Source organism: Novosphingobium mangrovisedimenti (assembly GCF_025153475.1).
Taxonomy (GTDB): domain Bacteria; phylum Pseudomonadota; class Alphaproteobacteria; order Sphingomonadales; family Sphingomonadaceae; genus Novosphingobium; species Novosphingobium mangrovi_A.
Genome location: NZ_JANZXA010000008.1, coordinates 18,494 through 41,436, shown reverse-complemented (window position 1 = coordinate 41,436; position 22,943 = coordinate 18,494). Strand labels below are relative to the sequence as shown.

At 64.9% G+C, this 22,943-nt stretch carries 20 protein-coding genes and 1 other RNA gene; 12 read left to right on the top strand and 9 right to left on the bottom strand.

Annotated elements, in window-relative coordinates; genetic code table 11:
• Nucleotides 1-26: 26 nt before the first annotated feature.
• The 11 genes from hrpB (at nt 27) to NZK81_RS12520 (ending at nt 11,561) form a co-directional block, all read left to right on the top strand.
• A complete protein-coding gene (gene hrpB / locus NZK81_RS12570) occupies nt 27-2,480 on the top strand; it encodes an ATP-dependent helicase HrpB (RefSeq protein WP_260046438.1) in 2,454 nt (817 codons plus the stop codon).
• A 45-nt stretch (nt 2,481-2,525) separates the two neighbouring features.
• Nucleotides 2,526-2,804 carry an ETC complex I subunit gene (locus NZK81_RS12565; protein WP_260046436.1) on the top strand — a complete coding sequence of 93 codons (279 nt, stop codon included), beginning with the start codon at nt 2,526-2,528 and terminating at the stop codon, nt 2,802-2,804.
• Between the two features lie 73 nt (nt 2,805-2,877).
• Nucleotides 2,878-2,972, top strand: an RNA gene (ffs, locus tag NZK81_RS12560) — signal recognition particle sRNA small type.
• Nucleotides 2,973-3,064: 92 nt separating this feature from the next.
• A complete protein-coding gene (locus NZK81_RS12555; RefSeq protein WP_260046435.1) occupies nt 3,065-4,960 on the top strand; it encodes a DNA polymerase III subunit gamma/tau in 1,896 nt (631 codons plus the stop codon).
• A 1-nt stretch (nt 4,961) separates the two neighbouring features.
• Nucleotides 4,962-5,297 (top strand): YbaB/EbfC family nucleoid-associated protein, encoded by a 336-nt coding sequence (locus tag NZK81_RS12550; protein ID WP_260046434.1) that lies wholly within the window; start codon nt 4,962-4,964, stop codon nt 5,295-5,297.
• Between the two features lie 157 nt (nt 5,298-5,454).
• On the top strand, nt 5,455-7,902 hold the full coding sequence (gene lon, locus NZK81_RS12545) for an endopeptidase La (protein ID WP_260046616.1): 2,448 nt from the start codon (nt 5,455-5,457) through the stop codon (nt 7,900-7,902).
• A gap of 181 nt (nt 7,903-8,083) precedes the next feature.
• The gene (locus NZK81_RS12540; RefSeq protein ID WP_260046433.1) at nt 8,084-9,109 is read left to right on the top strand and encodes an aspartate-semialdehyde dehydrogenase; all 1,026 of its coding nucleotides are present in this window, start codon (nt 8,084-8,086) and stop codon (nt 9,107-9,109) included.
• 20 nt (nt 9,110-9,129) lie between these two features.
• The gene (locus NZK81_RS12535) at nt 9,130-9,870 is read left to right on the top strand and encodes a DUF4336 domain-containing protein (protein WP_260046432.1); all 741 of its coding nucleotides are present in this window, start codon (nt 9,130-9,132) and stop codon (nt 9,868-9,870) included.
• A 33-nt stretch (nt 9,871-9,903) separates the two neighbouring features.
• Complete coding sequence (locus NZK81_RS12530; protein ID WP_311202092.1) at nt 9,904-10,320, top strand: carboxymuconolactone decarboxylase family protein; 417 nt, start codon at nt 9,904-9,906, stop codon at nt 10,318-10,320.
• A gap of 51 nt (nt 10,321-10,371) precedes the next feature.
• A complete protein-coding gene (locus NZK81_RS12525; protein ID WP_311202091.1) occupies nt 10,372-10,809 on the top strand; it encodes a GFA family protein in 438 nt (145 codons plus the stop codon).
• Nucleotides 10,806-11,561: an alpha/beta fold hydrolase gene (locus NZK81_RS12520; RefSeq protein WP_260046430.1), complete on the top strand. Its 756-nt coding sequence runs from the start codon at nt 10,806-10,808 to the stop codon at nt 11,559-11,561. Before NZK81_RS12525 ends, NZK81_RS12520 begins: the two co-directional genes overlap by 4 nt.
• 7 nt (nt 11,562-11,568) lie before the next feature.
• Here NZK81_RS12520 and NZK81_RS12515 read toward each other — a convergent pair whose 3' ends face one another.
• The 5 genes from NZK81_RS12515 to rpsF form a co-directional block, all read right to left on the bottom strand.
• Nucleotides 11,569-13,542, bottom strand: a complete 1,974-nt coding sequence (locus NZK81_RS12515) for an OPT family oligopeptide transporter (RefSeq protein ID WP_260046429.1) — start codon at nt 13,540-13,542, stop codon at nt 11,569-11,571.
• A 107-nt stretch (nt 13,543-13,649) separates the two neighbouring features.
• Entirely contained in the window at nt 13,650-15,080 is a 1,431-nt protein-coding gene (locus NZK81_RS12510; RefSeq protein ID WP_260046428.1) for an AMP nucleosidase, read from the bottom strand.
• 150 nt (nt 15,081-15,230) lie between these two features.
• On the bottom strand, nt 15,231-15,839 hold the full coding sequence (gene rplI, locus NZK81_RS12505) for a 50S ribosomal protein L9 (RefSeq protein ID WP_260046427.1): 609 nt from the start codon (nt 15,837-15,839) through the stop codon (nt 15,231-15,233).
• 14 nt (nt 15,840-15,853) lie between these two features.
• The gene (gene rpsR / locus NZK81_RS12500) at nt 15,854-16,078 is read right to left on the bottom strand and encodes a 30S ribosomal protein S18 (protein ID WP_039284546.1); all 225 of its coding nucleotides are present in this window, start codon (nt 16,076-16,078) and stop codon (nt 15,854-15,856) included.
• Nucleotides 16,079-16,081: 3 nt separating this feature from the next.
• Nucleotides 16,082-16,444, bottom strand: coding sequence for a 30S ribosomal protein S6 (gene rpsF / locus NZK81_RS12495; RefSeq protein WP_260046426.1), 363 nt, complete (start codon nt 16,442-16,444; stop codon nt 16,082-16,084).
• A gap of 652 nt (nt 16,445-17,096) precedes the next feature.
• Between rpsF and NZK81_RS12490 the strand changes: the two genes are divergently transcribed.
• Nucleotides 17,097-17,963 (top strand): OmpA family protein, encoded by an 867-nt coding sequence (locus NZK81_RS12490; protein ID WP_260046425.1) that lies wholly within the window; start codon nt 17,097-17,099, stop codon nt 17,961-17,963.
• Nucleotides 17,964-18,128: 165 nt separating this feature from the next.
• Here the strand turns inward: NZK81_RS12490 and NZK81_RS12485 are convergent, their stop codons facing one another.
• From NZK81_RS12485 to NZK81_RS12470, 4 genes are all read right to left on the bottom strand, one after another.
• Complete coding sequence (locus NZK81_RS12485) at nt 18,129-18,842, bottom strand: energy transducer TonB family protein (protein ID WP_260046424.1); 714 nt, start codon at nt 18,840-18,842, stop codon at nt 18,129-18,131.
• A gap of 2 nt (nt 18,843-18,844) precedes the next feature.
• Nucleotides 18,845-20,980, bottom strand: a complete 2,136-nt coding sequence (locus tag NZK81_RS12480) for a TonB-dependent receptor plug domain-containing protein (protein WP_260046423.1) — start codon at nt 20,978-20,980, stop codon at nt 18,845-18,847.
• Between the two features lie 125 nt (nt 20,981-21,105).
• Nucleotides 21,106-21,507 carry a DUF2946 family protein gene (locus NZK81_RS12475; RefSeq protein ID WP_260046422.1) on the bottom strand — a complete coding sequence of 134 codons (402 nt, stop codon included), beginning with the start codon at nt 21,505-21,507 and terminating at the stop codon, nt 21,106-21,108.
• Nucleotides 21,508-21,593: 86 nt separating this feature from the next.
• Nucleotides 21,594-22,829: a polyhydroxyalkanoate depolymerase gene (locus NZK81_RS12470; protein ID WP_260046421.1), complete on the bottom strand. Its 1,236-nt coding sequence runs from the start codon at nt 22,827-22,829 to the stop codon at nt 21,594-21,596.
• Nucleotides 22,830-22,943 lie beyond the last annotated feature (114 nt).

Below are 22,943 nucleotides of genomic sequence, written 5' to 3'. Positions count from 1 at the left end.
GGCCTTCGCGGCCTAAGAGAGCGCCGGTGAGCGAGCTTCCGATCAACTCTGTACTGCCGGACCTGCTGGGCGCTTTGCGTGCCGGCACGGGTGGCGTGCTGATCGCGCCGCCGGGTGCGGGCAAGACGACGGCCGTGGCACCCGCGCTGCTCGGTGAGGCGTGGTGTAGCGGAACCGTGATCCTGCTTTCGCCCCGCCGCGTCGCCGCGCGTGCCGCTGCCGAGCGCATGGCGGAGCAACTGGGCGAGAAGGCCGGCGAGACAATCGGTTACGTGACGCGCCTCGATACCCGGCGCTCGGCGAGAACACGCGTTCTGGTGATGACAGAGGCGATTTTCGTTTCCACGATCCTGTCCGATCCCGAACTGTCGGGCGTTTCGGCCGTGCTTTTCGACGAAGCGCATGAACGTCATCTCGACAGCGATCTTGGCTTGGCCCTTGCGATCGAGTGCCGCGATGTGCTGCGCGACGACCTGCGGCTGGTGGTCATGTCCGCCACGATCGACGGCACGCGTTTCGCGGCACTGCTGGGGGAGGATACCCCAGTGGTCGAGAGCGAGGGCAAGGCCTGGCCGCTGGACCTGCGCTGGCTGGGCAGCGCGCCCGACCAGCGGATCGAGGATGCCATGACCTCCGCGATCCTGACCGCATGGCGCGAGCAGGAGGGGGACGTTCTCGCCTTCCTGCCCGGCGTGCGCGAGATCGAGCGGGTGGCCGAACGCCTTGCCGACAAGCTCCCGCAGGCGCTTGTCCTGCCGCTCCACGGCCAGTGCGAGCCTGCCGCGCAGCGCGCCGCGATCCGGCGGGATCGTGAGGGCCGCCGCCGGATCGTGCTAGCCACCGCGATTGCCGAGACATCGCTGACGCTCGACGGGGTTTCGGTCGTGGTCGACAGCGGCCTGTCGCGCCGCGCCGAATTCGACAAGGCGGCGGGCGTGACCCGGCTGGTGACGCACCGGGCAAGCCAGGCCTCCGCCGCGCAACGTGCTGGACGCGCCGCGCGGCAGGGGCCGGGTGTCGCCTACCGGCTGTGGGAGGAGGCAGCGCACGCGGGGCGTCCGGCGTTTGATCCGCCCGAGATCGTGACCAGCGATCTGGCGCCACTGACACTTTCTCTTGCGCAATGGGGCAGCGGCAATCCCGCGGCCATGGCCTGGCTCGATCCACCGCCGGTTCCCACGCTGGAAGCGGCACGCAAGGGGCTGCAGGCGCTGGGCGCTCTCGATGAATCGGGGCGGATCACCGAGTTCGGAGGAAAGGTCGCCAGCCTGCCGATGGAGCCTGCGCAGGCTGCGATGGTGCTGCGCGGCAGCGAGCTTGGTGCGAGCGAGACTGCCGCCCGGGTGGCCTTGCTTCTGCAGGAGCGGGGCCTTGGGGGCCGTAGCGACGATCTGGCGCAGCGTCTGTCCCGATGGAACGGGGATCGGTCACCACGCGCCGAGGCATCGCGCAAGCTGGCTGGGGGGTGGGCGAAGCGCGCCCGGTCGCTGGTTTCCCGTGCAAGGGGCGACGAAGAGATACCTGTTGGTGCGCTGCTGGCACTTGGCCGCCCTGATATGGTCGCGCGCCGGCGCGATCCTTCGGGCGAAAGCTGGCTTTCGGCCGGGGGCAGGGGATACGTGCTCGATCCCGCCTCGCCGCTTGCCGCGCGCGAGTGGATGGTGATCGGCGATGCACAGGGGCAGGCCAAGGGCGCGCGAATCCTCTCGGGGGCGTCCCTTGAAGCATCCGAAGTGGAGCAATGGCTTGGTGAGAGCATCGCCCGACGCTCGATCCTGCGCTGGAACGCGGAGGAGGGGCGTGTCGAGGCGCGGCTCGAACGCCGGCTCGGCTCGATCACGCTGGCGAGCGGTCCGGACCCGTCGCCTGATCCGGCGGCAATTTCGGCCTTCTTGCTGGAGCGCGTGCGGGAGAAGGGGCTGGCGCTGGTGCCTTTCGGAAAATCCAGTCTCTCGCTTCTGCGTCGCGCGCGCTTTGCAGGGATCGAATCGCTTTCCGAAGAGGCTCTGCTGGCCGATCTGGCCGAATGGCTGGGGCCGCTGCTGGGGCGTCGGCTCGATGCGCTGGATAAGGGCGCGTTGCACGGGGTCTTGAAGGGGCGGCTGACCTGGGATGACCAGCAAAGGCTGGAGAAACTGGCCCCGCCCGAGTTCCGCAGCCCGGCCGGCACCACGCATGCGATCGATTACGAGGATGAAGGCGGCCCCAGCGTGGAAGTGCGCGTGCAGGCACTGTTCGGACTCGACCGGCATCCCACGTTCGGCCAGCCGGCGCAGCCGTTGCTCCTCAAGCTGACATCCCCGGCGGGCCGGCCGATCCAGGCGACGCGCGATCTGCCCGGCTTCTGGCGCGGATCCTGGCGCGACGTCCAGCGTGACATGAAAGGCCGCTATCCTAGGCACCGCTGGCCCGATGAGCCGTGGACCGAAGATCCCAGCCTCAAGACCCGCAATGCCTTCGAGGCTTCGAAGGGAAAGTGATTTCGGCTTGATTTTCGGCCTGATTCGGGGGCAAAGCGCTCTCTCATGAGTGCACGCATTTATCAGCGCCCGAAGAACGCCATGCAGTCCGGCAAAGCGCTTCTCGACCAGTGGATCCTCGAATTCACGCCCGCCGAGGCGAAGAAGGCCGACCCGCTCATGGGTTGGGCCGGATCGGGCGACATGCAGCAGCAAGTCACGCTGAAGTTTCCCACGTGCGACGAAGCCAAGGCCTATGCCGAACGCTACGGCATCGAGGTGGAGGTTCACGCCACGCCGCCGCGTCGTCTCAAGATCCAGGCTTACGCCGACAACTTCCGCTGAGTTCGTTCGTTCGGCCTTCCGGGGCTGGACAAACGGGACTGGACAAACGGCAGGGCTCTCTCCATATGGCCGCCCGGGAGTCGGTCGGACGCTTGCGTCCGCCAACCTGGTCAGGTCCGGAAGGAAGCAGCCACAACGGGTTGCGGCGGGTCGGCCGGCTCCTTTTTTCCACATCGCTGAATAGAGTGTGCCTTTCGCGGCTGTGGAGCAATTTGGATTTCTCCTGACAATCCCCGTGCCACCGCCTAGTTTGGGATGCGATGGACGATTCACGCGACATATTCGGCGATTCCCCTCCCTGGGACAACAAGGACGAGGAAGACGCCGCGCCCAGCGCCGCAGAGCTTGAGGCGGCGGGGCAGTCGTCGATGTTCGGTGAACCCGAGCCTGCACCGCCTGAGCCCGAGCCCACGGCTGCCGAACTGGAAGCGGCTGGACAGTCGGCGATGTTCGGTGAAGCCCCCGCGGCCGCGCCGCAGCCCGCTGTGGCTCCCGCTCCAGCAAGCCCGCCCGCCGGTACGCCTTCGCAGCCCTATCGTGTGCTGGCCCGCAAGTACCGTCCGCAGACCTTCGGGGAACTGATCGGGCAGGAAGCGATGGTCCAGACGCTGGCCAACGCGATCAAGCGCGACCGGCTGGCCCATGCCTTCCTGATGACCGGCGTGCGCGGGGTCGGCAAGACCTCGACCGCGCGCCTCATCGCCAAGGCCCTGAACTGCATCGGTCCGGACGGACAGGGCGGCCCGACCATCGATCCCTGCGGCCAGTGCGAGCCGTGTCTGGCGATTGCCGAAGGCCGCCATATCGACGTGATCGAGATGGACGCCGCCAGCCATACCGGCGTCGACGACGTGCGCGAGATCATCGAGGCGGTGCGCTATGCGGCCGTTTCGGCACGCTACAAGATCTACATCATCGACGAAGTCCACATGCTGTCGCGCAATGCGTTCAACGCCTTGCTCAAGACGCTTGAGGAACCGCCGGCGCATGTGAAGTTCCTCTTCGCGACTACCGAGGTCGACAAGCTTCCCGTCACTGTGCTCTCGCGCTGCCAGCGCTTCGACTTGCGCCGGATTCCCACGCCGATGCTGGCCGAGCACTTTGCCCGCGTCTGTGGGAAGGAAGGCGTCGAGGCCGAGGAAGAGGCGTTGGCCATGGTTGCCGCTGCGGCCGAAGGGTCGGTGCGCGATGGCCTCTCGATCCTCGACCAGGCGATTGCCCATGCCGATCTCGACGGCGAAGGCAAAGTGCGCGCCGACAAGGTGCGCGACATGCTCGGCCTGTCGGACAAGTCGGTGCAGCGCAAGCTGCTTGCCGCGATCCTCGACGGCAAGGGTGCCGAACTGCTCGATCTGGTCGCGCATCAGTTTGCCCTCGGCGTCGAGCCGATCGCGATGCTGCGCGGGCTGATGGAACTGACGCACCGCGTCGCCGTGGCCCAGGTCAGCGGCAGCGCGGCCGATGCGCCCTCGTCGGAAGAGCGCGAGGCGCTGGAAGGTTGGGCTAAGGCCTTGCGGGCCGGGCAGCTTCACCGTCTCTGGCAATTGCTGTTGAAGGGGCATGACGAGGTCAAGTCTGCCCCCGATCCGCTGGTGGCCGCGCAGATGGCGCTGCTGCGCATCATGCATGCCGCCGACATGCCCGATCCGGGCTCGCTGGTGAAGAAGCTGGAAGAGCTGGCCTCGCGCGCACCGGCTGCGGCACCGGCGGGCGAGGGTGGTGCGGCTGCGCCTGGCGCGCCTTCGGCTGCGGCCCCTACGGCCATCGCGCCGCGCTGGGAAGCGCTGGTCGATGACGTCGAGCATCTGGGGCAGCCTGTCGCGGCCAATGTCATGCGCATGCAGGTCCGGGTGGTGGAACTGGCGCCCGGTGTGCTGCGTTACACCCAGCCTCCGGGCTTCAACGAGGACATTTCCGGGCAACTGCGCAGCGCTCTGGGCGAGGCCACGGGCGATCGCTGGCAGGTGGAACGGGTGAACGCGGAAGGCGCGCCCACGCTGGTCGAGCAGGCGGAAGCGAAGAAGGCGGCGGATACGCAGGCCGTGCGCGGTGCGCCGCTGGTCGAGGCCACGCTTGCCGCTTTTCCCGGCGCAGAATTGATCGAAGACGACCGCCCGGCCGCGATCGGCGGCGGATCGCGCAACTGGAGACGCTGACATGAAATCGATGGAAGAGATGATGCAGGCGGCGCAGAAGGCCGCCGAAACCATCCAGAAGCAGATGAACGAGACCCAGGCCAAGCTCGACGAGCTTGAGGTGGAGGGGCTTTCCGGCGGCGGTCTGGTCAAGATTCGCTGCTCGGCCAAGGGCCGTGTGATCGGCGTCTCGATCGATGACAGCCTGATGCAGCCGTCGGAAAAGGCCATTCTGGAAGACCTCGTCACGGCTGCTTTCAACGACGCGCGCGTCAAGGCGGACTCGGTGGCGAACGAGGAGCTGGCCAAGGCACAGCAGGGCATGGGCCTGCCGCCGGGTTTCAAGCTGCCGTTCTGATCCGTCTGCAAATGACGGCCTGAGGGAAATAACGGGTTGCGCGGCATGCGCTTCCACAGTCTTTAGTACCTAATACGTTGCACGGTAGCTCAGAGCCCCCATATCTTGGGAAATGGCCGTGGGAGTTCGCAAGACCTCCCTGTGCGCGATGAAATGGATGTATTCTGTGAACCTGTTACCCCTTCTCCCGCTGCGCGACATTGTCGTTTTCCCGGGCATGGTCGTGCCTCTTTTCGTTGGCCGCGAGAAATCCGTGGCCGCGCTCGAAGCCGCGATGGCTGGCGACAAGGACATTTTCCTGCTCGCACAGCTCGATCCCGGTTGCGACGATCCTGATCGCGACGATCTTTACGACACCGGCGTGATCGCCAGTGTCCTGCAGCTGCTCAAGCTTCCGGACGGCACCGTGCGCGTGCTGGTCGAAGGTCAGGACCGTGCGCGCCTTGAAGGGCTGCGCGCGGAACAGACCGACGACGGCGAAATGCTGGTGGCCGAGGTCGAGACGATCGAACAGCTCGAAGCCGAAGGCACCGAAGTGTCGGCGATGATGCGTTCGGTCATCGAGCAGTTCAATGAATATGCCAAGCTCAACAAGAAGCTGAGCCAGGACGCCGGCGACCAGTTTGGCGATATCGAGGATGCCGCCAAGCTGGCCGACACCGTGGCCGCGCAGCTTTCCGCGAAGGTTTCCGACAAGCAGGCCGTGCTGTCCGAGCCCGATCCGCTCAAGCGCCTCGAAATGGTCTATTCGTTCATGGAGGGCGAACTCGGCGTCCTGCAGGTCGAGCGCAAGATCCGTGGCCGCGTGAAGCGGCAGATGGAAAAGACCCAGCGCGAATATTATCTCAACGAGCAGCTCAAGGCGATCCAGAACGAACTGGGTGGCGGCGATGGCGAGGAAGCCAACGAACTGCAGGAGCTGCAGGAAAAGATCGAGAAGACGCGCCTGTCCAAGGAAGCGCGCGAAAAGGCCACGGCCGAGCTCAAGAAGCTCAAGTCGATGCAGCCGATGAGCGCGGAAGCGACCGTCATCCGCAACTACCTCGACGTGCTGCTCGGCCTGCCCTGGGGCAAGAAGAGCAAGCTCAAGCGCGACATTTCGGCGGCGCAGGACATCCTCGATGCCGATCACTACGCGCTCGACAAGGTCAAGGACCGGATCATCGAGTATCTGGCGGTGCAGGCGCGCACCAACAAGTTGAAAGGTCCGATCCTGTGCCTCGTCGGTCCGCCGGGCGTCGGCAAGACCTCGCTGGGCAAGTCGATCGCCAAGGCGACGGGGCGTGAGTTCATCCGCCAGTCGCTGGGCGGCGTGCGCGATGAGGCCGAGATTCGCGGCCACCGCCGCACCTACATCGGCTCGCTGCCGGGCAAGATCGTCACCAACCTCAAGAAGGCTGGCAAGTCGAATCCGCTGTTCCTGCTCGATGAGATCGACAAGCTGGGTCAGGACTTCCGCGGCGATCCGGCTTCGGCGCTGCTCGAAGTGCTCGATCCCGAACAGAACGCCAAGTTCCAGGACCACTATCTGGAACTGGACATCGACCTGTCGGACGTGATGTTCGTGTGCACGGCTAACAGCCTCAACCTGCCGCAGCCGCTGCTCGATCGCATGGAGATCATCCGGCTCGAAGGCTATACCGAGGACGAGAAGGTCGAGATTGCCCAGCGTCACCTGATCGCCAAGCAGATCGATGCGCATGGCCTAAAGCAGGGCGGCTTGTTCGTGGATAATCTCGGAGGGCTTCAGAAATGCGAGTTTACGCTGACCGAGGCAGGCCTGCGCGACCTTATTCGCTACTACACCCGCGAGGCCGGCGTCCGCACGCTGGAGCGCGAGATCGCACGCCTCGCTAGGAAATCGCTGCGCCAGATTCTCGAAGACAAGGTGACTGCCGTCACCATCACTCCCGAAAACCTTGCCGACTACGCAGGTGTGCGGAAGTTCCGTCATGGCGTGGGCGAGGAAGAGCATCAGGTGGGGGCGGTCACCGGCCTTGCGTGGACCGAGGTTGGCGGCGAACTGTTGACCATCGAAAGCGTCACGGTTCCCGGCAAGGGGCAGATCAAGGCCACCGGCAAGCTGGGCGACGTGATGAACGAGTCGATTTCGACCGCGTGGAGCTTCGTGCGCGCCCGCTCGCCCGCCTATGGCATCAAGCCGAGCGTGTTCAACAAGAAGGACATCCACATCCACCTGCCCGAAGGCGCGGTGCCCAAGGATGGTCCTTCGGCGGGCATCGGCATGGTCACTTCGATCGTCTCGACGCTGACCGGCGTTCCGGTGCGCAAGGATGTCGCCATGACCGGCGAAGTCACGCTGCGCGGCCGGGTTCTGCCGATCGGCGGGCTCAAGGAAAAGCTGCTGGCAGCGCTGCGTGGCGGGATCACCACGGTCCTCATTCCGGAGGAGAACCGCAAGGATCTGGCGGAGATTCCGGAAAACGTGAAGCAGGGGCTGGAGATCATTCCTGTCAGCCACGTTGACGAGGTCCTCGCCAAGGCGCTTACCGAAACGCTGACCGCGATCGAATGGACCGAGGCCGACGAACTGGCCGCGGCCCCGCCGCAGCACGCTCCGGCCACTGGAGCGACCGCACACTGACCTGATCCCGGACCGGGCGTGTTTCGTTTCGCGATACGCGTCCGCCGGGACATTTTGCTGCCGAGTTTGGCGTCTGAGGGAAAGGGCAGGGTCTTGCCCGCTTGTCAGGCGGCTTAAGGACCTGTAACGGGCCGCGTTCGCGCGCGTTTCGTGCGCGACTTTTTGCATGAAGGATCTTGAAATGGGTTACCGGGTAGCCGTTGTCGGCGCGACCGGAAATGTCGGACGCGAAATGCTCAATATCCTCGCCGAGCGCGAATTCCCCTGCGACGAGATCGCAGCGGTCGCTTCGCCCCGCTCGACGGGCACGGAGATTGAGTACGGCGAAACCGGTAAAATGCTCAAGGTCAAGAACATCGAGCATTTCGATTTTACCGGCTGGGACATTGCGCTTTTCGCCGCAGGGTCGGGGCCGACCAAGATCTATGCGCCCAAGGCCGCCGCGCAGGGTTGCGTGGTGATCGACAACTCGTCGCTCTACCGCATGGAACCCGACGTGCCGCTGATCGTGCCCGAGGTGAACCCGGATGCGATCGACGGCTACACGCAGCGTAACATCATCGCCAATCCCAACTGCTCGACCGCGCAGATGGTCGTGGCGCTCAAGCCGCTGCACGACAAGGCGAAGATCAAGCGCGTCGTCGTCTCGACCTACCAGTCGGTGTCCGGTGCGGGCAAGGCGGGTATGGACGAGCTGTTCGAACAGAGCCGTGCGATCTTCGTGGGCGATCCGGTCGAGCCGAAGAAGTTCACCAAGCAGATCGCGTTCAACGTGATCCCGCACATCGACGTCTTCCTCGACGATGGTTCCACCAAGGAAGAGTGGAAGATGGTCGTCGAGACCAAGAAGATCATGGACCCGAAGGTCAAGGTGCAGGCGACCTGTGTGCGCGTGCCGGTCTTCGTCGGCCACGCCGAATCGATCAGCCTTGAATTCGAGGACGAGATTTCGGCCGAGGAGGCGCAGAACATCCTTCGCGAAGCGCCGGGCGTGATGCTCGTCGACAAGCGCGAGGACGGCGGATACGTCACGCCGGTGGAATGCGTGGGTGACGGTGCGACTTACGTCAGCCGCGTGCGTGAGGACCCGACCGTGGAGAACGGCCTGGCGCTGTGGTGCGTTTCGGACAACCTGCGCAAGGGCGCGGCGCTCAATGCCGTGCAGATCGCCGAACTTCTGGGCCGGCGCCATCTAAAAAAAGGCTGAGTTATGATAGGTTTCCACGCATGGATTCGATGGAAACCTATTCGCCGCTGAATTGCCCCAAGCCATTTGGCGAGGGCATCTGGATTTTTGACGGCCCGTTGATCCACATGGATCTCGGGCCGTTCAAGGTTCCATTTCCCACGCGCATGACGGTCGTCCGGCTGACCGACGGGGCACTGTGGGTGCATTCGCCGATTGCGCCCGACGAAGCGCTGTTCGCGGCCGTCGATGCACTGGGCCCGGTGCGGCACCTGATCGCGCCGAATTCGATCCATTACTGGTACATGGCCGACTGGCTGACGCGCTATCCCGATACGCAGTCCTACGCCGTTGCCGATCTGGCCATCACGGCCAAGCGCCCATTCCGGATCGATCATCCGTTGGCTGACGGCGCGCGCTTCGCTTGGGAAAGCGAGATCGACTGGCTGCTGGTGCCGGGCACCAAGGTGAACGAGGCCGTGTTCCATGTGTCGGCGGCACGAACAGTGATCCTCGTGGACCTGATCGAGAATTTTGAACCTGCGAAGCTATCCAATCCGTTCATGCGGTTCATGCTGAAACTGGTTGGCGGTCTCGACCCCAATGGTATGGCGCCGCTCGACTTGCGGATGACGTTCCGGCCGAAACGCAAGCAGGTGCGCGAGCGGCTGCAGCGCGTTGTCGACTGGGAGCCGGAAAAGGTCATCATGGCGCACGGCAGGATCTATGATCGGGGAGGAACCGGGGAACTGCGCCGCGCATTCCGCTGGGCGATCGGATGATCTCGGGAATGGCGGGCATGTTTGATTTCGCGCATGGTGGCGGTTTCGCTGCCGGGCAAAGAAGTGATTGAAAGGAAACGCACTATGGCGAAAAGCAATTTCAAGGACTGGCCGAACATGGCCAAGGCGATGAACCCGGCGGTGGGCGAGCTGAAGCGGAGCGCGCCGGGGCCGATGCAGGCTTTTTCCGAGATGGGCAAGACGGCGCTGGAACCCGGCGCGCTCGACACCAAGACCAAGGAACTGATTGCGCTCGCCATCTCGGTGGCGGTGCGCTGCGATCCTTGCGTGACCTATCATTCGTCCGCTGCGCAGCGCGCCGGGGCTACGCGCGACGAGGTGGCAGAGGCGATGGGCATTGCCGTCTACATGGGGGCAGGGCCGTCGGCGATGTATGCCGCGCAGGCTCTCGAAGCCTTTGATCAGTGGGATGAAAAGGCGAAGGGTTGAGCCTTTCGCGCCTCCGGCAGGTCGTCTAGCCTGCCGGGCATGAGCAAGACCATGACCGGCGGTTGCCAGTGCGGCCGCATTCGCTACAGCGTCGAAGTCGAGGGCGAGCAAGCCGGCTTGTGCCATTGCCGCAAGTGCAAGAAGGCGACGGGCGGGTTTGCCGCGGCGATTGCCATGGTGCAGCGAAGCGCCGTGCAATGGAGCCGGGAACCGGACTGGTATGCGAGCTCTCCGGTCGGGCGGCGCGCATTCTGCTCGTCTTGCGGCTCGCCGCTCGGCTTTGCCTATGTCGACCCCGACGAGCCGGAGATGGATCTCTACATCGGCTCTTTCGATGAGCCCGGTTTTTTCCGTCCCGTCGCGCATGGCGGTGCGGAAAGCTTGCATGAAGCCTGGCTCGATACCAAAGACCTGCCACGCAAACGCACGGCGGAGAGCGCAGGCGTTGCAAAGCAGTGGAAGGCGGCAGGCCTGGAGGTTCCCGAGTGAGCGAAGTGCGCAAGGATTACGTGGAAGGTTTTGGCGGTACGCGGCTCGCCGTGCACACGATGGGGGCAGGGCGTCCGCTGTTGCTGCTCCACGGCCTGTTCTCCAGCGCGCAGGTAAACTGGATCAAGTACGGCAATGCACAGATCCTTGCCGATGCCGGTTTCGAGGTCATCATGCCGGATTTGCGCGCCCATGGTGAGAGCGAGGCGCCGCACGACCCGGACCTCTATCCCGAGGATGTGCTGGTCGACGATCTCAAGCTTCTCGTGGCCGAACTCGGCCTTTCCGATTTCGATCTGGGCGGCTTTTCGCTCGGTGCGCGCACTTCGGTGCGCGGGGTTCTGGCCGGCCTTGAACCGCGCAAGCTGATCCTGGGCGGCATGGGGCTTTCGGGCCTTGCCGGCTGGGCGCGGCGCAGTGCGCATTTCGTCGATGCCATCGACCGGTTCGGGACCATCGAGCGGGGCGATCGGGCCTTCGTGGCGCAGGCCTTCATGAAGACGATGAAGATCGACCGCGTGGCGGCACGCCTCCTGCTCGGTTCCGTCGATGACACGCCGCCCGAAGCCATCGCCAGCATAACGATGCCGACCCTGTGCGTGTGCGGAAAGGACGATGCGGACAACGGTTCTGCACCGGACCTCGCGGCAGCCTTGCCGAACGGCCACTATGCGGAGACCCCGGGAAATCACATGTCCTCGGTCACCTTCAAGGAGATGGGCCGGGCCATGGTGGACTTCCTGCAGTCCTGATGCCGACCTAGGGTGCGATCACGAGGCGCCGGGTTCGCATATAGAGCAGATAGACTAGCGTGACGAACAGTGCCGTCCCGCCCACAAGCGCGGATGTCTCATAGCCGTCGCCGATCAGGACCAGTGCGCTGTCGCTGCCGGAAGCGGCGACAATGCCTGCGAAGGTCACGCCCCACAGGCTCTCGCCGACAATGAGGCCGGTCGCGGTCAGGACGCCCATGCGTATTGCGAATTCGGGATCGGCCCGTCCAGAGGCCCAGCGATCGTAGACCCAGCCGAGCAGCGAGCCCACGACGACGGGCAGGATCGCACTCATCGGCAGATAGATACCGATGCCCACGCCGAGTGGAGGCAGGCGCATGCGGTTCATAAGACCCAGAATTTCGTCGAGAGCTACGAAGGCAAGGCCTGCCACAGCGCCCCAGCCGATCATCGTCCAGTTGAGATCCCCGCCCAGCACGCCCTTGGCCAGAGCGGAGATGAGCGCGGCCTGCGGCGCGGGCAGGGCATTCGGGCCTGCACCCGGCGCCCCGGCAAAGCCGAAGGCGGTGTTCAGAAGGTCCAGAACCGGCGGAATGACGAGCGAGCCGAAGACCACGCCGATCACCAGTGCCACCTGCTGCTTCCAGGGCGTGGCGCCGATGAGTTGCCCGGTCTTGAGATCCTGCAGGTTGTCGTTGGAAATGGTCGCGACGCCGAACACGATGCCGGTGACGATCAGGGCATAGGCCACGAGCGCGGCGGTGGTGTCCGCATCCTGATCTCGCCCGAATAGCCCGACGAGCATCATCGCGGCTGCGACCACCGAGAGAATGCCGATGCCCGAAACCGGCGAGTTGGAAGCACCGATCAACCCTGCCATGTAGCCGCATACGGCTGCGATCAGGAGCCCGATCACGACAACGAAGACAAGCGCCCCGGCAATCAGCACCAGTTCCGAACCGGCGAGCGGGCCGCCCGTCGTCAGTGCCCACAGCAGGATTGCGATCGGGACCAGCATCGCCAGCGCGCCGCCGAAGACGAATGCGATCGGCAGATCCTGTTCCTCGATGGCCAGCACCTCGCCTGAATTGCGGGCGCGACTGGCGGCTATTGCCGAGCGGATGCCCCGGATAACGGGGCCGGCGATGCGCACTAGCGTCCAGACTGCGGCGATACCGATCACGCCCGCGCCGAAGAAACGGACATCGGCGCTGAAGACGCTCGTTGCCCAGACTTCAGGGCCGCCGGGAAGCGGGTTTTGTGCGGTCAGGTAGGGCAGCAGCACCCACCAGCCGACGACAAGGCCGAGGAACATGGCCATGCCGACCGACAGGCCGACGAGATGGCCGACGCCAAGCAGGGCAAAGGAGAGGCCGCTGGAAATCCCCGTCGCGCCGGCGCCTGCGCGAAACCATACCGCGGCTTCGCCGACGACCAGCCGTGTCTGGATTAGGATGGCAAAGCCGGCGGAAGCCAGCGCGTTCCAGATCAGAACGGAAAGGCCCTTGGCGCTTTCGGCGGCACCTTCGCGCGAGCCGGAACCGACCCGGAGGACTTCCGCCGCGGCATGGCCTTCGGGATAGGGCAGCGGCGTGTCGACGACGAGCGCGCGGCGCAGAGGCACGGAAAACAGTACGCCCAGGATGCCGCCCGTGCCGGTGATGGCCGCCGTCGTCCAATAGGGGAAGCCCTGCCACCAGCCGATCATGACAAGCCCGGGAAGCACGAAGATGATCGCCGCCAGCGTCCCCGCCGCGCTGGCGATGGTCTGGACGATGTTGTTCTCCCAGATCGTCGAGTCCTTGAACCCGCGCAGAATGGCCATCGAAATGACGGCGGCAGGAATGGAGGTGGCGAACGTCAGCCCGACCTTGAGGCCCAGATAGACATTGGCGGCCGTGAACAGCAGCGTGATCACGCCGCCCAGGACAATGCTGCGGAAAGTCAGCTCAACCGCAGAGCCTGTTGCCGGACGGATGCCGCCAGTCTCGTTCGTCATCGCCTGTTTGTCCCCGCCGAAAGTCATGCAGCTTGATGGCATGCCAAGGCCTTGCAGGACAGCGCCAATTTGCCGGGCATGCCATCAGCGTCCGCCGACGCCGCGCGTTACCGGAATGGAGGCTCGTTGAACGCACGCAATTTGCGCGAGTGCAGACGCTCGCCCTGTTCTCGCAGCAGGTCGCAGGTGATCAGGCCGATCTTGAGGTGGCTGGCGATAGCCTCCTCGTAGAAGCGGTTAGCCTGTCCCGGCAGCTTCAGTTCGCCATGCAGCGGCTTGTCGGAGACGCACAGCAGCGTGCCGTAGGGGACACGGAAACGGTAGCCCTGCGCGCTGATCGTGGCGCTTTCCATGTCGATGCCGATGGCGCGGCTGAGGCTGAAGCGTTTGGCCGAGGCGGTGTAGCGCAGTTCCCAGTTGCGGTCGTCGGTGGTGACGACGGTGCCGGTGCGCATGCGCTTCTTGAGGTTCGCGCCGCCGCCGCCGCTGACGGTCTCGGCCGCTTGCGCCAGCGCCAGCTGCACTTCGGCGATGGCCGGCAGCGGGATCTCGGGCGGCAGGACCGGGTCGAGCACGTGATCGTCGCGCAAATAGGCATGGGCCAGCACGTAGTCGCCGATACGCTGGCTTTCGCGCAGGCCGCCGCAGTGGCCGATCATCAGCCAGGCCTCCGGCCGCAGCACCGCGAGGTGATCGGTAATGGTCTTGGCGTTCGACGGGCCGACGCCGATGTTAACGAGCGTGACCCCCGAACGGTCGGGCCGGATCAGGTGATAGGCCGGCATCTGGTGGCGCCGCCATGCGGTGTCGGAAAGGCGCTCGCGGGCATTGTCGACCGGTGAGTCCAGATAGAGACCGCCCGCGCCCGACAGTGCTACATAGCCGTCCGAACCAATCTGCTTTCCGGCCCAGTCCACGAACTCGTCGACATAGCGGTGATAGTTGGTGAACAGGACGAAGCGCTGGCAGTGCTCGGGGCTGGCGCCGGTGTAGTGGGCGAGGCGGGCGAGGCTGAAATCGGTGCGCAGCCCGTCGAACAGCGCCAGCGGCAGCGGGTCGTCCTCGTCGAACACGTGGATGCCGTCGGCGATCTCGTCGCCGATCATGGCCAGTTCGGTGCTGGGGAAGTGCTGCGCCAGGTCCTGCGGCTTCACGGCGCCGATGGCGATGCCGTCGAGCACGTAGGGGAACGGGATTTCCTGGTTCGATCGACTGACCTCGAATTTGACCTCGTACTCTGCTTCGAGCAGGCTGAGCTGCTCGGCGAGATAGTCCGCGAACAGGCCGGGCCGCGTCACGGTGGTGCAATAGGTCCCCGGCGCTTCCAAGCGGCCGAAGGCGCGTGTCGCGGTGGCGGCGCGTTCCTGGCCGCGATAGGTCACGCGCAGCTCGGGATAGGTCCAGAGCCGCTCGGCGCGGCGATCGGGAGGGGGAAGGGTGCCGTGCTCCACGAAGGCGGTGATGTCGGCCTTGAGGCAGGCTACGGCGGCGTCATATACGCGGACCAATTCCGCGAGGGTTTCTTTCATCATTTGCATGACCGTCTATCGCGCAATTCATGTTGCGGCGCAATAGGTGGGCTTTTTGCACGGGAGTGTTGCAGAAAATGGGGGTGTTGCAGAAAAAGGAAAGGCCTCCGCTCCACGGGAGAGCGAAGGCCTTCAATTCCCTGACAGTGAAGGGGAAGCTCAGGCTTCCTCTTCGCCCTCGGCCGGAGCAGCCTCTTCGGCTTCCTCGGTCGCGATCTCGCCGGGCTCGGCGTTGGGATCGTAGGCTTCGGTGAAGCCCGAGGTGTCCTGCTCGAACATCGCGGCCATGACGTCGACGCCCTGCGACTGCAGTTCGGCTTCGTCGGGCGAGCGGGCGACGTTCACCTGAACGTTGACGGTCACTTCCGGGTGGAGGTTCACGCGAACGTCGAACAGGCCGAGCGTCTTGATCGGGCGTTCGAGCACGATCATCTGCTTGGCAACATCGGCGCCTTCGGCGTTGAGGGCCTCGACGATGTCACGCACCGAAACCGAACCGTAGAGCTGGCCCGAGTTCGACGAGGCGCGGATCAGGACGACCTGCTTGCCTTCGACGTTGCCCGAGTGAGCCTCGGCGGCAGTGCGCTTCTCGGCGTTGTCGGCCTCGATCTTGGCGCGGTTGGCCTCGAAGACCTTCTTGTTGGCTTCGTTGGCGCGAAGAGCCTTCTTGTTCGGCAGCAGGTAGTTGCGCGCGTAACCGTCCTTGACGGAGACGACGTCGCCGATACCGCCGAGCTTCTCGACGCGTTCCAGGAGGATGATGTCCATGGTGTCAGCCCTCCTTACTTGACGATGAAGGGCAGCAGGCCGATGTGCCGGGCGCGCTTGATGGCCTGGCTCAGCTCACGCTGCTTCTTGGCGGAAACCGCGGTGATGCGGCTGGGGACGATCTTGCCGCGCTCGGACATGAAGCCCTGCAGCAGACGGACGTCCTTGTAATCGATCTTCGGCGCGTTCTTGCCCGAGAAGGGGCAGGACTTGCGGCGACGGAAGAATGCACGTGCCATGGATCAGTTCCCCTCACGTTCGCGGCGGCGACGGTTGTCGCGGTCGCTCTTGCGCATCATCACCGACGGGCCGCCTTCGTGCTCGTCGACGCGGATGGTCATGTAACGGATGACGTCTTCGTTGATCTGGGTCTGACGCTCGAGCTCGGCGACGACATCGCCTTCGCACTCGATGTTCAGCATCACGAAGTGCGCCTTGCGGTTGCGCTTGATCTTGTACGCGAGATTCTTGAGGCCCCAGGTCTCGGTCTTGGTGACCTTGCCCTGGCTCGACTCGACGATCTCGGTGGCGGCGGCGGCCAGCGCATCGACCTGCGACTGGCTAAGGTCCTGGCGCGCCAGGAACACGTGCTCATATAGAGCCACGGCAGCTTCCTTTTCTCTATCTAACCGATCGCTGGCTTGTCCGCGGGATTGCGGGGCCCCTCCGGCTTTCTTCAGTTTTCCCTGAACATGGGGAAGGCGGCCCCTTAGCCGATCGGACGGGAAATGCAAGCGCTTTGGCCCCCAAGGCGACGCTTGCCACAAGGTGACAAGTTGACACGGTTGACACGGTCCAGGGCAAAAAGTGTCGCCTTGCGTTGTAAGTGTCACCTTGCGGCACGTTGCCGCGACCGGCTCCGGCGACAGCCGGCGGTGGAGCGGCGGGGAGGGCAGGCGGAGAAGGGCTGGGGCATGCGAAGAGAATACCGAACACCGGTTGTGTAGGAAAACGATTGCAGCATTGCGTGCAACTTTCGACGCCTGACGTGCGTTCGTGCGATGCGGCCTGCATCGGTTCGCCGCACGGTGCACTCGAATTACCCGCACAACTAACGGTGTTGCCGAAAGCGTTCATGTGTCAGAAAGGTTGGTCTGAACACGCAGAAAATCCGTGGCCCCCGGTGAAGCGGAAATGACGCGCATCCTGCAAGACGGGATGAAGGGGGCTGACGACAGGACACGCCATCACGCACCGGTGGCCGGACGCAAAGCCGCAATCGCGCCGCCGGCCGGGACAGATTGAAGGAGTAACGTAATGAGTGTGATTTCCAAAGGGCCGCAGGCTCTTTTACTGTTGGCCATGCTTGCCGTGCCGGCATCGGGCACGCTGGCCGCGCAGCCGCAGGACGCGCCTGAAGGCGATGTCCTGACGACCGTCTATGATTCGACGCCCCTCACCGAAGGGCCCGTGGTCGAAGGCATCATCTCCGCGCGCAGCGGCGACAAGATGCAGGTCACGGCTGCCGACGGCACCGCCACTGTCATCACCATCAACGATGATACCCGGATCAAGGGCCGCGGAGGCTTCCTCGGCCTCAACAGCAAGGAGCGGGCTGCTGCATCGCTGCTCAATGGCCTGCCGGTCGCTGTCGAGACGCTGCAATCGGACAGCGGCCTGGTGGCGAGCCAGATCAAGTTCCGCAACAACGACCTGAAGACCGCGACGATGATCCGCAACGGCACTGACCAGCGCTTTGCTGAACAGACCGCGGCGACAGAGGCGCTGCGCGGCCGCATGGGCGACATCGACAAGTACAACATCAAGAGCACGACGAACGTGCACTTCGCTACCGGCAAGGCTGTGCTTTCTCCCCAGGGCAAGGCCGATCTCTGTGCCGCGGCAAGCGAGGCCGAGGGGATCGACAATGCCTTGCTGCTGGTTGTGGGCTACACCGACTCCGTCGGAAGCGAGGAATACAATCAGGTCCTCAGCGAAAAGCGCGCCAGTCGCGTCGTCAATTACCTCCAGCAGGCCTGCGGCTGGAAGCCCTACCGCATGCTGACCCCCACCGGGATGTCCGAGGCGGACCCGCTGGCGAGCAACGACACCATCGAAGGCAAGGCGCAGAACCGCCGCGTTTCGGTGAATGTACTGGTCAGCAAAGGTCTCGACGGTCTGTGAGACGCGCGGGGGTGGGTTCGCCCACCCCCGAATTTGCGGCGGGACATCGCCGGTTCGGCCGTGACCGGAAATCCTGGTCCGGCGGCCTTGATGCAAGCATGATCCCTTTCGGTCCGGTGTGCATCGTCATCGGGCCGGGGCCCCGTTGCCGGGCAGAGCATCCGATCAATGAAACGCCACCGGCACGGTGAAGGCCAGTGGCGGGGTGCCCAGGCTTTCGGGCGGGGGCGGAAAGGGGGCTGCCCGGCGAACGGCCTGCAGTGCCATGCGATCGAGCATGAATCGGCCGCTCGAGCCGACAATGTCAGCCGAAAGGAGTGCGCCGTTGCGGTCTATGCGAAAGCGGATTTGCACGGTTCCGCTGCCTCGTGCCCCGCGCGGGCGGGCGGCGAGGATGCGGTTCCAGATCTGCTGCCGATAGGCATCAAGCACGTCCGCCGCAGCTTCGGGCGACGGCGTGGGGGCCGGACGCGAGGCGGCGGGAGCAGGCGGTTCAATCTCCGGCACGAGTGGCTGCGGCAGCGAGGCGGACGGCGGCGTAGCGCCGGGTTTTGCCAGCAGGACGCGGGCCGGCTTTTCTTCCGGAACGGGCAGGCTGGCCACGTGGTCCTGTCGGCCCGAGGCTTCCACCTTTGGCGCAGAAGGCGGCGGCGTTGTGTGCCGCGGTTCGGGCCTGAGCGCAATCGACACCAGTGCGTGGCGCTCGCCGGTCGGCAGCAGGCGCGGACCGCGCATGGCGGCGACGACTCCGGCCAGCAGCAGCATATTCAGCAGCAGACTGGCCGCAATCGCGCCGCCCTTGCGCGAGAACGCGCGCCGGCCCGGAGCATACCGGCCGGGTTCCCTGTCTTCGAACGCAAAGGCAGGGCGCGCGGACATGGTCAGAACTTCGTGCTGATGCCGAGGTTGACCGAACGGCCCCGGCCCGCAACCGGCCGCAGGATGCCGGTGTTCTTGTAGTCGCCGATCGCGACGCCGCCGAGCGGCAGGTCGTAACCCTTGTCGAGCAGGTTCTCGGCTTCGACGCTCAGGCGCCACCCGGCAAGCGTGTATGCCGCGCGCAGGTTGACGAGGGCATAGGAGGCGGTTTCCGGCTCGTTGCGGCGCGGATCGACGCGATCCTTGCGATCGACCCATTCCACTTCGCCGCCCAGTTCGAACGCGCCCTGACGGTGCGAGACGCCCAGCTTCGCGTTGAACGGCATCTGGTGGTAGAGCGGGAGATCCTCGGTCAGGTTCTGGCCGTGGACCCATGCCAGCGATCCGCTCAGCATGGTGCCGTTCTCGCGCGTGCCCGCCAGCACGGCCTCGCCCGACAGGTCAACGCCGTAGAATTCGGCGTCGAGATTGGCGAACTGCAGTTGCACGAAATCGGTGGGCATGCCCATCGGGGTCAGCAGGTCCTGCAGATAGACGGCGTCGATGTAGTCGTTGACGCGCGTGTAGTAGGGCGAGACCTTCAGCGATACGCCCTGCGCCGGGGTCAGCGACAGAGTGGCGCTGAAGGTGTCGGCGCGTTCGGGCTTGAGGTCGGGATTGCCGACATAGCCGTTGCCGTCGCCGAACCAGCCGATCATGCGGCTCGCCATCGAACCGCGGCCCCAGGTGTAGCGCTCGTAGATGTTGGGCGAACGGGCCTTGTGGGCATAGCCCAGTTCGATCGCGAGCGTGTCCGCGGGCGCCCAGGTCACGATCGCCGAAGCGCTCCAGTTGTTGTCGTTGCGGTTGCGGTCGATGGAATTGAACATGGCCGCCGCCATCACGTCGGCCATCTGCATCATCGAGGTGCCGTAGGGCTGGACGTCGCCCGTGTTCATCTCGACGCGGTCATAGCGCACGCCGACCACGCTCGAAAGCGTATCCGACCACTGCGCCTGCCATTCGGCATAGGCGCCGATGCGGTTGCGGTGACCCTGGTTGATGTTCACGAAAGTGTCCGGGCCCATCATCATCGAGCCTTCGACCGGCGGCCAGTAATCGTCGAGCCACTGGTGATGATATTCGAGGCCGAACTTCAGTGTGTCGCGCATGGTCACCGGTACGGAGAACTTGGCCGCGCTGGTGAAGGTGTGGACTTCGGTGTTCATCGGCATGTCGCCGGGCAGCTTGTCGGCGAGGAAGTTCATCTTGTGGTCGGTATCGCGGTAGCTTGCCGAGATGTCGACATCGCCCCAGTCGAACACGCCCCGGTAGCGGCCCTGCACGAACCAGCTCTTGTTGGAGGTCATGTCCATCCACTGGTTGGCGAAGCCTTCGTAGGGGCTGAAGTGATAGCCGCCCTTGATCTCCCACAGCCCGGCCTCGTTCTGCCAGGCGAGCGCGAGGGCGTGGTCGGTCTTGGCGTATTCGGTGGAGCGGACCTCGCCTTTGCTGCCGCCGCCGTCGTAGTTGTCGCTCTGGGTGTAGGAACCGGTGTAGGTGGCGCTGAGGTTGGAACCGGCGGCCGTCACCGTCACCGCCCCGCCGAAGCCGTCACCGTTCGAACGGTAGAAGGCCGAGGCTTCGCCGGTCAGCAGCAGGGTGCCATCGGTCGAGAAGCGCGGCTCTGCCGCGGCGACCGAGATGACGCCGCCGATATTGTCACCGCCCATGCTGACCGGCGCGACGCCCGGGATTACCGTGACCGACGAAAGCGTCTGCGGCATCGTGTAGGACAGCGGCGAGTTCATGTCGTTGGGGCAGGCGGCATCGATTGGCTGGCCGTCGACCAGCACCTTGATGCGCTGTTCGGACAGGCCGCGGATCGTCGGCATCGAGGAGAAACCGCCGCCGCCATTGGCGCTGACGCCGGGCAGGGCGGTGAGGATGCCGGCGGTGTCGCTGGAGGTGGCATCGCTGCCACGCAGCGTTTCGGCGGAAACCGTGGTGCCGGCAAGGGGCTTTCCGGCCTGCACCTCGCCGGTGGTCTCGACGTCGACGGTGGGAAGCTGCGTTGCGTCCTGGGCATAAGCACCGGTGGGCGCAAGGACGGCGGAAGCAAGCAGGGCGGCGCGCAGGGCGCGGGTCATCTGGGTCATGAAAAGGTATTCCTGAATGTCGTGAAACGGCGCTGCGCGCAGCCCGTCCGGGTGCGGACGGTCTGGACGCGAGGGCGCATTGTCAGGCCTTGCGCATGCTTATCGGCAGCAGCGCATGGCGGTTTTCAGGAAAGGGCCGGCGGTCCTCTGAGCGGCGGCGTCAGGAAGCCCGGGCGGGCAAGGCGCAGCGGCGGCGCGGGGGCGAAGCCGAGCGCGAGGATGAAGGCCAGCGCAAGGCCGAGCAGAAGCGGATCGGTGCCTTCGAGCGCAACCATCGACAGCGCCGTATAGGGGCACTCCTTGGCCGCCTTGGCGTGGTCGTCGCTTTGTTCGCTGCCCTTGCCGGGGATCGAGATGGCCTTGAACGTGCTGTTGCCCTGGCCGTTACAGATCTCGATCGTCAGTGTCCGGTCGCCAGCGCCGACCATGTAGCCGGGCGGCACCGCAACCTTCATCGCCAGCGCCAGCACCAGGATCAGGGCTGCGAGCTTGCGGTTGCAAGTCAGGAAGGCGCGAATCGCGGACATTGGCAGGCCCGTATCGTTCTTCGCCCGCCATGTCATCGTTTCGTCTCGAGAAATCGTGGTGGAGTTGCCCCGATCAATGCATGGCATCAATGCATGGCGAGGACCAGGTTCCGCACTTGCGGATAGACCTGCTTTTCCCACTTCGAGCCGGAAAACACGCCGTAGTGCCCGACGCCGGGCTGCAGGTGATGGCGCTTCAGGTGCGGGCGCAGGCTGCTGCAGAGCAAGTGTGCCGCCGCCGTCTGCCCCACCGCGCAGATGTCGTCGCGCTCGCCCTCGACCGTGAGCAGCGCGGTCTTGCGGATGGCGGAACAATCCACCGTCCGCCCGCGATGCTGCAGTTCGCCCTTCGCGAGAAGCGCGCGCTGGAACACCTTGTCGATGGTCTCGAGATAGAATTCGGCGGTGAGGTCGAGCACGGCGAGGTATTCGTCGTAGAAGTCCCCGATCTTGTCGACTTCGGCCTGCTCGAGATCGGCGATGTGCTGGTACAGCTTGCGGAACTGGCCGAAGTGGCGGCCCATGTTCATCGACATGAACGCGATGAGCTGGATGAAGCCCGGATAGACCTTGCGGCCCGCGCCCTTGTAGCGCCAGGGCACGGTCTGGATCAGGTTCGCCTCGAACCATTCGTAGGACTGGCCGGTCGCCAGTTCGTTGACCACGGTAGGCGATTCGCGGGTGTCGATCGGGCCGCCCATCAGCGTCATCGTGCGCGGCTGGCACGGGTCGTCGTCCTGCGCCATGACCGCGACGGCGGCGAGCGCGGGCACGCAGGGCTGGCATACGGCCAGCAGGTGGGCGCCGCGCCTGGCCTCGGGATCGCCGATTTCCTGCAGGAAGCGGATCAGGTAGTCGACATAGTCCTCGAACCCGAACATGCCTGCCGAAAGCGGTACGTCGCGGGCGTTCTTCCAGTCGGTGATATAGACGTCGTGATCGCGCAGCAGCGTCTCCACGGTGTTGCGCAGCAGGGTCGCGAAGTGACCCGAAAGCGGCGCGACGACGAGAATTTTCGGTTGCGGGGCAGTAACTTCGGGCTTGGCGAAGTGGAGCAGGTCGCCGAACGGGAGATCGAGCGTCACTTCCTCGTGCACTTCGACCATCCGGTTGCCGGAAAGCACCTCGGTAATGCCGTAGGGCGGGCGGTGATGGGTGATCTTGGCCTGTTCGAATACTTCGGCGAGTGCGAACATGCGGCGGGTGAAGGGCATCTTCTGCGCCCCACCCATGACGCGGTCGCGAAATCCCGTCGCGGCACGTGCGGCAAAACGCGCCGGCGCCATCATGTCACAATAGGCTTGGTAGGCCTGATATAGCATTTGCAACATTCCCCCCGGCCGCCGAAAAAGCCGTGAATCAGCCATGGCTGCGCAATCGGACTGGATTCATGCTGCGCTGCATCATAAGCTGATGCAAGCAAAACACGGCGGTGG